Source organism: Lentzea kentuckyensis, from assembly GCF_002150765.1.
Classification (GTDB): Bacteria; Actinomycetota; Actinomycetes; order Mycobacteriales; family Pseudonocardiaceae; genus Lentzea; species Lentzea kentuckyensis.
On sequence record NZ_MUYM01000028.1, the window covers coordinates 194,990 to 207,001 of the forward strand.

Here is a 12,012-nt window from a genome sequence, read left to right on the forward strand (position 1 = left end):
CCGACGCGGGTATGGGTGAGCGTGCTTCTGCTCGACGAGGTGGGCAACGACGACGGTATCGAACCGCTGTGTGTCTACTGTGCACGAGAAGCGCTGCTGCGTAACGACATCACGCCGATCATGAGCATCTCGGCGAATCAGTTGCGCTACTTCGCGGAGCACGGCGGGTTGAGCGACGCTTACGACGCTGTCAGTAGGATGAACGAGAGCCGGAGCGCAATGATTCGCTATTTGGACGAATTGACGTGGTTGGCGGGCCGATGACAATGACGCTGTGGCTTGAGGACCGCCGACAGTGTGAGCCGCCTGAAGGGACGGACCGGCATCCTGTTCCGTCGGCGGTGGTCGATGATCTCGCCGTGGTCGGCATCTCGTTGCCGTTGTTGGACCACACCGACGCTAGTTTCGCGCGGGTCTGGTTGCGGGCAATGGTCACGATCTTCGCGGACACGGAGGAGACGCGGGCGGTGTTCGCGCCGTTCTTGAAGGACTGTGAACGCCACCCGTGTGCGATGGTAAGGGTCGAGGCGTGAGCGCACGTGGCGCGATCGCACGCGCGGCCGGTCTCAGTCTGCTGACAACTGGTCTCGTGTGGACGGTGTGGACGGTCGGCGAGGATCGGCCGTCTGTTCCGCCCGCGCTGGTGTGGATTGCTGTGACGCTGTTGGGTGTCGCTCTGATCGTGAGCCGGGCGGGCCGTCGAGGGTGAGAAGGGTTCGTGCCGGTGACAGGTCGGCCGGTCTGGTGAGTGTGTGCGCCGTATGGGGCCGTGTGGGCGTTCGGACATCGCCCGCTGACCGGGGCGCCCCTGGTATTCGGGGCGGCGCACACGACCTGTTTCCGTGCACGACAAAAGGCCCCTGTCTGCACCCACGACGGGTGCAGACAGGGGCTCCACTTGAGATCTAGGTGGGACGGCGGTCAATGGCAAGCAACATGCGTGGACACTTCCGGCTGAACCTGAACCGGTGCAAGATGTTCCGCTGCACGAAGTGCGGCAGGACGGTCCCGGATTCGTTGGTGTGTCGACACTTGGCTGACTGTGAGGGCGGGCGTTGGAAGGCGAAGTGATGTCGCGGCTGGACAAGCTCATCCGGGACGCGTTGCAGCAGCACGCGCGGGCGCTGTACGAGCACGGAGACCCGAACCTGTCGCCGTGGCCGGATGATCCCGATGGGAGTCTGTTGCGGCTTTCTGCCGCGATCACAGAGGTTCTCGATTGTTGCCGTGATCTCGACACCGTCGGCCCCCCGCACGTACAAACCGCGCTTGCCGCGTTGAGAGTGCGTCTCGCGCAAGCGCTCGAACTGGGGTGACGTTCATGCTTGGTCGGGCAACCCGGTAAGGCGAAACAGCGGTGCGTTGTCAGTGTCCCGGTCGAAGATCCGACCCCCACATGCCGGGGTACGCGGGTTGCGCAACGCAACTTGATCATCCGCTGTAGCACCAGTCATGGCCCCCGGCGGACGGGCGCCCCCGCGATTCGCACGCGGGCGTTCGCCGGGGGCCATGACGTTTGTCAGTACACGATCCGTTGCCCCGGCACGATGCGGTCCGGGTTCGCGATGTTATTACGCCGGGCCAGTTCCGACCATCCGCCGGGAACTGCGAGACGCGCAGCGATGCCGGAGAGCGTGTCACCGGCGGCGACCACGTACACCCGTTGTCCGATGTCGGCGGCGCCGGGCAGCGTGAGGGTCTGTCCGGCGTAGATGCGGTCTGGATTCGCGATCCTGTTGAGCATCACGAGAACCGCGACCGTGGTACCGGACCGGGCGGCGATGCCGGAGAGCGTGTCACCGGCGGCGACGGTGTATGTCCCGCCGGACGGCGGCGGCGCGGCGGCCCCGGTCGTACCCGGCTTGCGGATCACCTGGCCGACGAAGATCAGGTCAGCGTTGGCGACGCCGTTCGCGACGGCGACCGCCGACACGGTTGTCCCCCACGCCGACGCGACACGGGATAGCGTGTCACCCGGCGCGACCGTCCACGTATCGCCAGGGTCCGCGACAGCGCCGCCGCCGACCGGCGCGGCAATCGGCGGGGCGACACGACCGATCGTGATGGACGCGAGATCGTAGGTCCCCATCGTGGCGTTGCGGTCTACATTGCCTGCGACGCCCGGGATTGCGCCACGGTCGGTGTGCTGGTGCACCGCCGCACGCGGGTAGCGCCATGCCGGGTTTCCAGGGTCACCGTTGTAGTGCGCCAGGTGACCGAGGATGTCGCGGCGTCCCCATGCGTTGAAGTCGAGGACGTTGCGGAACCAGTCCAAGTTGCCGTAGCAATCCATGGGTTCCACGCGCAGCGCGTCAAAGAACGCCGTCACGTAGCTGTCGGCGTTGGCGCGGATGTCGGCGGATTCCATGTCCGCCATGGGCATGAGCGCCCCGCCGTCGAGACATCCGGCGTCGCCCGCCACCTGACGGAAGTGTGCGGCTTGCGCTGTCGCCGATCCGGCGCGCATGAAGTGGTAGGCGCCGACGACGATGCCCGCCGCCTTCAACTGGCGGACCTTGTTGAAGAAACTCGGGTCAACGTAGCCGACGCCCTCACTGGCCTTGACCCATGCGTAGGTGATGCCGTTGGCGCGCATGGCGTTCGCGTCGTTGACCGCGTTCCACATGCTGAGGTCTGTTCCGTAGTCCATGTCAGAACCTCCTTGTGATCAGTGCGGGCAGGACTCGCGCGGCGGCGGCGGGTAGGGGTTCTTCTGTTGCAGTGCCTTGACTTCCGCCCTCTTTGTCACGTAGTCCGTGACTGCCTTGCGGGATTCTTCGCGGCGCTGCGCGGCCTCCGCTTCGTTCGCGGGTGGCGTGGCGGCGAGACGGCCGATGGTCGTCATGAGTTCGTCTAGGGCGTCTTGTGCTGACTGGTTACTGGCGGATCGTGCGTCGATCGCGTCGGCGAGGGCGTTCGCGAACGCGGCGTTGCAGTCGGAGATCCGACGTGTTGCCGAGGACTGGATCAGTCCCTGGACGACGGTGAGCACGCCGAGCAGCACGACAACGGCTGCGATCGCGAACTGTGTTACGTGGCCCCGAGATCCGCTTGCCCGGCTCTTGCTGGTCCGCATCCCGGTTGCCACCTCTTCTTGTGTCGTAACGGTTTGAGCGATGCGGTGCACGTCGCGCGCAGCACGACCGGCGAGGTAGCCGAGAAGGAAGCTGACCGCGCCGACGCCGACGGTTTGGAGTAGGTACGCCCACGTGGTCACCGCTGATCACCCTCCCTGCTGGTGTCAGCTGGGACAGTCCCGTCCCCAGGTTCGGTGTTGTCGCCCGCGATCAGGTCACCGAGCCGACGCCGGGCGTTCTGCACGACGTTGTCTCCGTCAGCGGGTGTGCTGCGACGTCCTAGGGCGTAGACGGTGCCGACGACCACGGCGAAAATCGCGTTGATCAGCGGGTCTCGTAGCCCGGGGTTGATGAATCCGACGACGACGTTTGCTGTCCACACGAGACTGATGAGGATGGTCAGTACGTTGGTGAGTCGTTGGGGGAGCACGCGAGGACTCCCTTCACCTGGGTGCTACGGCGTGGGATCGGGGGCGGCGCCCGCGACGGCGTCCCACCTGCTGTTGATCGTGAACTGAATGTCACCGTCGTTGGACGCGAAGCTGATCGCGACGTTGGCCGCGACAACCCACGCGTAGACGTGCGCGAACACATCCTGGTTTTGCAGGACGTTGACCGCATGGGCGCGGCGCAGTCGGCGGTATTCGCTACCGTCGTTCTCTTCTGCGCCAACGTCTACGGCGGCGGAGATCATGGCGATTCGTACGCGGTCGCGGAAGCCGGGGTGTTCGGCGAGGTATGCCATGTCGGCGAATGCCACGGGCGAGAGTCCTTACGGGCTAGGCGGTTTTGCCGAGCACCAGCCATGGCGCCGGGCCTTGAATGTGTACGACGTCGCCGACGGTCGGCGAGTAGCTGGCCAACCGGGGCAGGGTGAGCACGGTGCCGCGCACGTTGACCAACACTCGGGTGCCGGATGTGCCGCTCACGGTGCCCACCAGGCGGAGTGATTCGATGAGCTGTGTGAGGGCTTCGGCAACGGCGTCTTCCGGTCGCATGCTCGCCCCCTACGACACCGAGTCGAGGTCAAGTGATCGCGTTTCAAAGGTCTGCGCATCCTTGGGAGACAGGGGAATCGTGACCTTGTCGAGGATGTGCCGTGTCTCTTCGCCGGTCGAGTCGTCGCGGACCAGGACAACGTCACCGGCTTCAAGCGCGGGATTGCACACGGCCGTCAGCGACACCTGAGCGGCCATGCCCTTTGCCCGTGACAGCAACGCGGTGGCGGTCGTCGTGCACTGCCCCGTAGTAGTAAGAAGGGCGCTGGTGTAGAAGCGCGGCTTCCGGCCAAAACTTCCGAGGTAGTACGTCGGGGAGTTCGGGTCGGTGTCCCACACGGTCGCGGTCGCCGGTGCCGTGCCGTCAGTTCGTTGGCCGCTGGCAACGACGCCGTTGTAGCTCCGCTCACGCGTGAGCTTGTCGTCACGTGTCACAAGGATTCCGGTCGCGCCACTGGAGATGATCCACCTGACAGTGTCGGACAGTGTCGGTTGTGGACGGATGACACCGCCGCCTTGCGGATCAAAGAACACCTCGGCCGCGATGCTGTCGGCGAGCTTCTCGACGCCGTCGGTCCACCGTTCGCGGTCGATGTCGAGCACGGCGGCGACGGCAACCGAGCCGGTGTAGTCGACGACTGGCACCGACGCACCGATCGCATCCTGGATGAGTCGCCGGATCTCCGTGACTGCTGTGGCACCGGCGACGGTCTGGGTTGGTGCGGTGAAACGGTTCTCCGCGACGCGCGCAGACCGGTCGACTAGGGACAGCGGGAGAGCGGAGTCCGATCCGATCGGTTGCCGCCGGGACGCTTCGGTGAGAAGACCCCGGATGACCGGCACCCACTCGACGACGCCGCCAGGAATCCCGATCCCGAAGTCGACCTGGACTTCTGTTCCCAGTGGTGCGAGAACGGAGCGGGGGTTGACCGGCCACAGGTTCGGATCGGTGTTGATCGTGCCGGACCGGCGTACCTGGGATGTCGCGTCGGAGGTGATCGAGCCGCCGCCGACCGGGATTTCGATTGTTCCGTATGGGCCGTATGCGGTCGCCCGGATGTTGATCGTGTGGGACTGGACCAGGGCGAGCTGCGCCCGTGTCGAGAGGGGCCACATGGGGGCGGCCCCCTCTCGACGGGCTAGGCGGCAAGAGCCGCGTCCGGGGGATCGACCTCTGTGAACGGCGCGGAGATGAGACGGGTGTCCTGGTAGGGCAGTCGTCCCTGCGGATCGACGGTGAGCGCGCCGAGTACGACCCACATGTCAGAGGGGTCGTAGTCGCCGGGGACGCGGAGCAGCACCGGCGACAGATCAGCGAATGTGTCCAGCAGGGATCGGAGCTCCGCCCGCGTCAGCGCGCCGAAGGTCAACGTGCCGGTGGCGGCGTGGCGTTGTGCCGCCGACACGACGACGGGGCGTGCGCGCCCAACGGGGTAGAAGACCCCTTGATCGACGTCGTACGTCCGCGCCGGTGTAGGGGCGCTCAGTTGGACCGTGAGCGGCTGAGACGGCGCGGCGGGATGGGTGAGCCACGTCAAGCCGGTAGAGGCCAGCACGACCGACACAGAGGCAACGCGGCCCCCTGTGAGAGACGGGTTGTACGCCTCATAGGTCAGCGTCGTGTCAAACGGCGCCTCACCGTCGTCAACGATGAGCACCGGCGCCAGCTGCGAGATCGACAGGCCCGGCGTGCCGGTCCAGTTGCCGCCGGTGCTGGTGCCGTCGAAGTAGGTGCCATCGGTGATGTTCCGTTCGATCACAACGGCGTCGAAGTCGACGGTTGTCACGCTGGCTGTGACACCGGTGATGGTCAGCGTGACGCTTCCCGTCACCGCGCCAGACGGCGCCACGGCGGTGAGCACGTGCCGCGCAGTCTGACCGACGCTGTTGTTGATCTGATCGGCGGGCAGGTTGATCGTCGTCGTTCCCGCCGACGCGCCGGACGCGTCCAGCCACGGCACGGTGACCGTGACACCACTGGGCCTGGTTGAGGCGGCGAGGTTGAACGCGATCGTGAACGCGCCGGGACCGGGCAGCGTGCCGGGGATCAACGCGCCCGTGGTGGTGCTGGTGCTGACCATCCGCATCACGTACGTACCGGCCGGAGCTGACACCGACGGCCGAGACAACGTGGTCTGCGCGTTCAACGCGATGTACCCCGACAGCGACACCTCGACCGACGGGTTGGTGCAGAGGTTCTGCCTTGTCGGAGTTGATGGCACCGCAGGGAATGCGCCACGCACTGGCCTCCGCGTTCCGTCGGCGGTGACGCGGACGAGTTGCAGCGCGGCGGCGTTCGGCCACCAGGTCCATACCCGGATCACGCCACGGGCCGAATCCGGCGCAACGGCGATACCGCCACCACTGTAGGCAGTGGGCTTCACGTACCCGGCCCACGACCGCAACGCCCACGGGCTGACGCCTACCTGGTTGACGAACGTGAAGTTGGGCGTACTGCCGGGAAGCGGGGTCGGGACGTCCTGCCATCCCGGGGGCACAACGTTCGGGAGTTCGTTGGCACCCCAAGGAAACCGCGCCCATGGTGTGCGTGCATACATGGGTCTAGTACCCCACTGCCGTATAGCTGTAGACGACGCTGGCGCCCGCGCCCGATAGCGCGCCGGTCGCCAGACTGAACACGTAAACAGTGAAGCCGCTGGCCAGCAGAGTTCCGGGATATATGGCGAAACCCAACCCGCCGGGGGTGCCTGAATGCCATGTGATGTTGGCAGTCAGAGCCTGGTTCGGGAACGGCGACTTGAACACGACCGCGAACTGAGACGACGCGTTGGTGACGCTGGTGGCGCAACCACCACGCATCATCAACACCGATGACGCCGGGATGGCCGAAGCATCCTGCCGGTAGCCGAACTCACTCGGCAGACCCACGCCTACATCGGCCTCCCAGCGTCCGCCGTTGTAGGCGCGCTGGACGACGATTCCTTCGTCAGTGACAGGGACACGCATACCCACATGTGCGTCAGTCGGCAGGGACGCGCGTGCCAACGGGTATGTCACGTCCCGCACCGTAGGCGCGTCGACAACCTGCGTGCTGGATGGCCACGCGCGGGCCGTGGTGCCCTGCCTGCCCCGGACAACGGTGACCGAGGTGGACGCGGCGGTATGCGCCGTCACCCACACCGTCTCTTCCAGACCGAGTGTGGGATCGTGCAGCACAAGGGGAAGGTAGCTCGTAGTGCTGAAGGTGGACGGCAAGGAGGCGAATGCCGCCGCCGTCAGCGTCGTGTCCGACACTGCGGCGGCGGTCGACAATTGGCCGTAGAAGTAGTCAATGCCGTTGCGGTACTCGTAGACCACTAGAACCTCCGTCGCGCGGCGATGGCAGCGCCAACTTGTTGCTGTGCCTGGGAAATCCGGCCGTCGATGCGCGCTTCGAGACCATCGCCGAGGTCAAGCCGACCGGTGATAATCATCGGTTCGTCCGAGCCGAAGGTGTTGCCCTGCAATGCATTCCATTGGGCGGCCGTCAGAACTGGTTCTGGGCGACCGGTTCCGTTGTAGACGGTCGTCACGCCGGGCATCAGGTAGCCGCCCGAGTCGTAACCCATCGGGGTGGACCCGACCGCCTGTTGAACATTGAAGACGGATCCGTAACGGGCAAGGATGTAGCGAATGCCCGCGACGATGTTGGCGACTGGGTCTGTAATGACGTTCGGCAGACGCGGATCCCTATACGCGGCAAAGGTCTGTGGAATGGTCTGCATCAAACCTTGGCTCGGGTACCCGGCTTGAGCGTTGCTGTCCCACAGGTTGATCGCGTTGGGGTTGCCGCCGCTCTCGCGCATGATGAGCGTGTGCAGCGGGTCGAACCACGTTCCCGGTACACCGGCGATGCGCATACCGGCGGTGATCCACTGTGCGAGCTGATCTCCGCCGGTGGGTGTGTCGCCGCCGAACCATCCCTTGATCTTGTCCCAGAGGAAATCAGCGGCCTTGCCGAGAACCTTGCCTGGCAACAGTGCTAGCTGTTCGACCCATCCGCCTCCCCCGCCAAGACGGGACCGGACGAACGCGGCCGGGTCGCTGAAAAGGTCCACAACGGACTGACCGATCTCACCGACCCATGACGCGATGGTGCCGATGACACCGCCACCGGCGAACCGGTTAACAACTCCGCCGCCGGAGTAGCCGCCACCGACCACGTTTCCGCGACGGCCGGACGTGGCAGCGTTGAGCGCCAGGATGTTCTGTGCGCCAAGGAGACGCACGGCCTCTGGCACTAGCACCGCCTCGCCGGGTGAGAGCAGTGCGGGCACGATGTCCCGCCCCGGCGCGTAGCCGGAGATGACACCACCACCCGCGAACGTGATCGGGTTCATCTGCGGAAGTCCGCTGATACCAACGAATTCTGCGACCTTGTTCCAGACGGCGCGTAGCCCGTCGTTGTAGACGGACTGGATCACGAAGTTGACCGGCTTGGCGAGGATCTCCCTTAGGCGACCCCAGACGCGTTCAATCCACCCGACGACCGAGTCGAAAGCGCCGCCGACCGATGATGCGCCTTCCTTGAGCAAGGCGAACACGCGGCCGACCACGTTGTCGTACAGGGAAGTCAGGAAATCGCCGAGCGACTGAAGCGCCGGGCGGACGAGTTCCGACCACATGACTTGGAAGGCGTGGCCGACCAAACTGAGTCCTGCCTTGACGATCTCGATGAACGGCGAGATCTTCTCGGCCCACAGCCACGTAAAGAAGCCGCCGATCGCCGACAGGGCGGCGTTGACGCCATGCCAAAGTGCTTGGACGGCGGCAATCCACAAGTTGAACTGTGCGACGACCTGATCAACGAGCCATGAGACTGCGATTCCGATCGCGTCAAACGGCGGCTTGAGTCCGTTCTGCCACAACCAAATCGCTGCGGCGACCAGTAGCCCAAAGGCAGCCTTGAGCAGGTTCACGAACGGCTGGATCTTCGCCACCCAAAGCCACGAAAAGAAGTTTCCGAGCGCTTCAAGGGTGGGCTTGATTCCGTTCTCCCACGCCCACAGGACTGCCGCACGCACGGCCTGAAACGCCAGCACGTAGGGCACGACAAGGAGCGTGAAGATTGCGGTGCCGACGTACTTGAACACGGTCACGACAGCGTCAAAGATCGTGGACAGAACACCCCACGCGGTCGACACGGCACCAGAGATGGCGGACCAGGCGGGCACGAAAGCGTTGCGCCACAACCACACCGCCCCCTCACCGACCGCCTTCACTGCGCCGACGACCGCCGCGAACGCAGGCTTGATGTACTGCTCCCAGGCGACTACCACGGCGGCACGGATGGAAGACCAGGCATTGATGAAGAAGTTGCGGAAGCCCTCATTGTTGTTCCACAGATAGATGACTGCGGCAACGAGAGCGCCGATCGCGGCAACGATGATGCCGATGGGGTTCGCGGTCATCGCAACGTTGAGCGCGAGTTGCCCGGCGGCCCATGCGCGGATGAACCCAACGATCCACTGGAATCCTTTGAAGATTGCAACCGCGCCGTTGAAGGCCAGCAGGGCTACATGTCCGCCGATCCACGCGGCGGCAAGGGTTCCGACGGCTGGCGCCAGTTCCCTGACAAGCGCGACGATCGGCGGGAGGATGCTGACGGCCAACGACGCCAGGTCTGGAATCAGGGGCGCGATGCTGATGGCGACGTCCGAGAACGCTTGTGCCACAGGGGGAATCTGGGGGCCAACCAGAACGATTCCCTCTAGCAGCGCGAGACTCACAGCGCGCAAGCCGGGCAACAGGTTCTGCACGGTGTCATGCACCGTGCGGAAGAACGTGGCAAGCGCGTCCGTGCCCTGCGTGCTTTGCAGCATCGCAACCACGCTTCCGGTGACCGCGTTCATGGTGTCGAGCAGCGAGCCGCCTTGCGCGTTCGCCGCACCGAACACGGTCCCGATGATGGCGCTGACGTTGCGTAGCAACTGACCGAGATCGTCAAGTGCTTGCAAGCCGCCGTAAATCCATTGCTCGATCTGCCCGGTTTCGCGGGCGTGTGCGACGAACGCGGCGAACTCGGCGGCGTTGTCGCCGAGGCCCGACGTCAGACGCGCAATGGCCTCACCGCCCACAACGGACACATCAAGGAACGCCGCCGCCAGCGGTGCAAGGGCACTGCGGACGTTGTGGACTTGCTGCTCCGTCAGGTTCAACAGAGACGTCACGTCACGTACCGTGCCGCCCTCGACGGCGAACCCGACCAAGCTCTGACGTGCCAGGCTAAACTCAGACGAGATGTTGCCAAGTTCGTTGCTCAGCAAGGGAATGTAGGTGTCACTGAGAGTCTTGACGTCCTCGGCCGCACCGGCGAACAGGCGGTCTTGGGTGGCGTTGCGGAGGCCGATCAGTTCGGGGCGGAGGTCACGAACCTCGACCGCGAACGCGCGTGCGTTGCCGCTCAGTTCCTTGATCTTCTCGTTGAACTTGTCGACGTCGTTCCATTCTTTGAGCGCGTCGCCGACGCCGCTGAGTCCGAGCTTGAGCGTTCCGGCGGCGACGCCACCGGCGGCGAGGGCACCGGGCAGAACGAGGGCCGCGCCGCTGGCTTGGGCCATGATCGCGGAGACACCCGCGACGGCTGGGAGCGCGCCGCCGATGGCGGCGATGCCCGCCGCTGACGCGTACGCGGCGGCACTGAACTTCGCCATGGACTTCGCGCCACGGTCAATGCGATCAGTGTCTACCTTGGACAGTCGTCCGGAGAGACGCTTGAGGAGGCCATCGGACTTGTTGGTCTCTTCGTTGAGCCGCGTCTGTGCTTCCGTGAGTTCGGCCGTCGCGCGGGTGTGGTTCTCGGTCGCTTGGGCGGCGTCACGGTCAGCGCGTTCCTTGGCGCGGGTCGCTGTCGCCAGACGTTCCTGCGCGGTGATGGTCCGTACGTCCGTCTCGCCGTGCTTCTTACGTGCGTCGGCTAGCTTGGCCTCTGCGACGGTCACACGTCCGGCGGCGTCGGCTACCTTGTCGTTGGCCTTGCTGATGCCGTCAGCCGCTTCCTTGACGCGGTCGCTGGCGTCCTCGACGTTCTCCGCGAGGACGTCAGCGGCGCGCTTGCTCGCCTTCCCAACGGCTTCCTCGATCGCGTTGCCGAGTTGCTTACCCGCCTTGCTTCCAGCCCCGGCGGCTTCCTTGGCGAACATCGCGCCAAAGCCACGGAGCGACGGCAGAACGTCAAGCCACACCGTCGATCCACCACGGGTGGGCATGGATCACCCCCTGTTGGTGTTCAGGCTGGTTTCAATGCGTTGAGGTAGCGCACAACGTCTTCGGTGGATGCCTTGCCGCGGTCGCCGGTGCGTTGCCCGTTCTTGCCGGGACGTGGCAATGCCTTGGGGCGTGAGGCTTTTCCGCCTAGTGCGCGGACGATTCCCGCCGCCGCTTCGCCGATCCGGTCGGCGGTGATCGCGAGTAGGTACGTGTCGTCGGTCCACGCGTGGCCTTTGAGGGCACGGGCGCGGGCGCCGTTGGGCGGGAGGTGTTCGACGAGAACTCTGAGGCGTCGCAGTGTGATCCGGCCGCACCAGTAGTCCGCGATCGGGTCGCCGCCGTAGGTGGCGGCTAGGTCCGCTTCGGTCGCTTCTGCCGCTCCCGCAAGGAGATCGGCGATCGTGTAGGGCGTCCGTCTGCGTCCTCGTCTTGCGCTTCGCGGCGCAGCTCTTCCATCAGAATGGCGAGGTAGGACGATCGGCCGCCGACGGAGATGAACGTGTCGTATTGGTCGCCGAGTACGTACTGGCCAAGCTCGACATCGCTGGTGATGTCGGCGAGGCCGTTCTTCCATTCGTCATCGGCCAGCAAGGGGTGCGGAAATTCGAACTGTGCGCCACCAAAGGCGAAGGTCACGAGGTCTCCGCCTACGGCTTCTCGGCGCTTCTTGACGATCGCGTCAAGGTCACGAACGTCCATCGTGGACGTACTTCCTTTCGGGGTGGGCC

Annotated in this window: 13 protein-coding genes; 3 read left to right on the top strand and 10 right to left on the bottom strand. The window is 65.2% G+C overall.

Features of this window, described 5'->3' with window-relative positions; all coding sequences use genetic code 11:
* Positions 1–21 precede the first annotated feature (21 nt).
* The 3 genes from B0F77_RS16025 to B0F77_RS16035 all read left to right on the top strand — a co-directional run bounded on the left by B0F77_RS16025 (position 22) and on the right by B0F77_RS16035 (position 1,316).
* A complete protein-coding gene (locus tag B0F77_RS16025; RefSeq protein ID WP_143466758.1) occupies positions 22–264 on the top strand; it encodes a hypothetical protein in 243 nt (80 codons plus the stop codon).
* Positions 261–533, top strand: coding sequence for a hypothetical protein (locus tag B0F77_RS16030; RefSeq protein WP_143466759.1), 273 nt, complete (start codon positions 261–263; stop codon positions 531–533). The genes B0F77_RS16025 and B0F77_RS16030 overlap by 4 nt, the downstream gene beginning before the upstream one ends.
* Positions 534–1,055: 522 nt before the next feature.
* Positions 1,056–1,316 carry a hypothetical protein gene (locus B0F77_RS16035; protein WP_143466760.1) on the top strand — a complete coding sequence of 87 codons (261 nt, stop codon included), beginning with the start codon at positions 1,056–1,058 and terminating at the stop codon, positions 1,314–1,316.
* A 203-nt stretch (positions 1,317–1,519) separates the two neighbouring features.
* On the opposite strand, the gene B0F77_RS16040 is transcribed toward B0F77_RS16035, so the two are convergent.
* The 10 genes from B0F77_RS16040 to B0F77_RS47885 form a co-directional block, all read right to left on the bottom strand.
* Positions 1,520–2,626 (bottom strand): LysM peptidoglycan-binding domain-containing protein, encoded by a 1,107-nt coding sequence (locus tag B0F77_RS16040; protein ID WP_158102713.1) that lies wholly within the window; start codon positions 2,624–2,626, stop codon positions 1,520–1,522.
* 42 nt (positions 2,627–2,668) lie between these two features.
* On the bottom strand, positions 2,669–3,217 hold the full coding sequence (locus tag B0F77_RS47155; RefSeq protein WP_143466761.1) for a hypothetical protein: 549 nt from the start codon (positions 3,215–3,217) through the stop codon (positions 2,669–2,671).
* On the bottom strand, positions 3,214–3,507 hold the full coding sequence (locus B0F77_RS16050) for a hypothetical protein (protein ID WP_086663684.1): 294 nt from the start codon (positions 3,505–3,507) through the stop codon (positions 3,214–3,216). Before B0F77_RS16050 ends, B0F77_RS47155 begins: the two co-directional genes overlap by 4 nt.
* Positions 3,508–3,531: 24 nt before the next feature.
* On the bottom strand, positions 3,532–3,837 hold the full coding sequence (locus B0F77_RS16055; protein ID WP_086663685.1) for a hypothetical protein: 306 nt from the start codon (positions 3,835–3,837) through the stop codon (positions 3,532–3,534).
* A gap of 19 nt (positions 3,838–3,856) precedes the next feature.
* Entirely contained in the window at positions 3,857–4,075 is a 219-nt protein-coding gene (locus B0F77_RS16060) for a hypothetical protein (protein WP_086663686.1), read from the bottom strand.
* Between the two features lie 9 nt (positions 4,076–4,084).
* A complete protein-coding gene (locus B0F77_RS16065) occupies positions 4,085–5,191 on the bottom strand; it encodes a DUF5047 domain-containing protein (protein ID WP_086663687.1) in 1,107 nt (368 codons plus the stop codon).
* A 23-nt stretch (positions 5,192–5,214) separates the two neighbouring features.
* Positions 5,215–6,573: a hypothetical protein gene (locus B0F77_RS16070; RefSeq protein ID WP_143466762.1), complete on the bottom strand. Its 1,359-nt coding sequence runs from the start codon at positions 6,571–6,573 to the stop codon at positions 5,215–5,217.
* 64 nt (positions 6,574–6,637) lie between these two features.
* The gene (locus B0F77_RS16075; protein ID WP_086663689.1) at positions 6,638–7,393 is read right to left on the bottom strand and encodes a hypothetical protein; all 756 of its coding nucleotides are present in this window, start codon (positions 7,391–7,393) and stop codon (positions 6,638–6,640) included.
* On the bottom strand, positions 7,393–11,283 hold the full coding sequence (locus B0F77_RS49785) for a transglycosylase SLT domain-containing protein (RefSeq protein ID WP_086663690.1): 3,891 nt from the start codon (positions 11,281–11,283) through the stop codon (positions 7,393–7,395). Before B0F77_RS49785 ends, B0F77_RS16075 begins: the two co-directional genes overlap by 1 nt.
* Positions 11,284–11,635: 352 nt before the next feature.
* Positions 11,636–12,012: hypothetical protein (locus B0F77_RS47885; RefSeq protein WP_211293822.1), on the bottom strand; the 377-nt coding region annotated here is incomplete at its 5' end.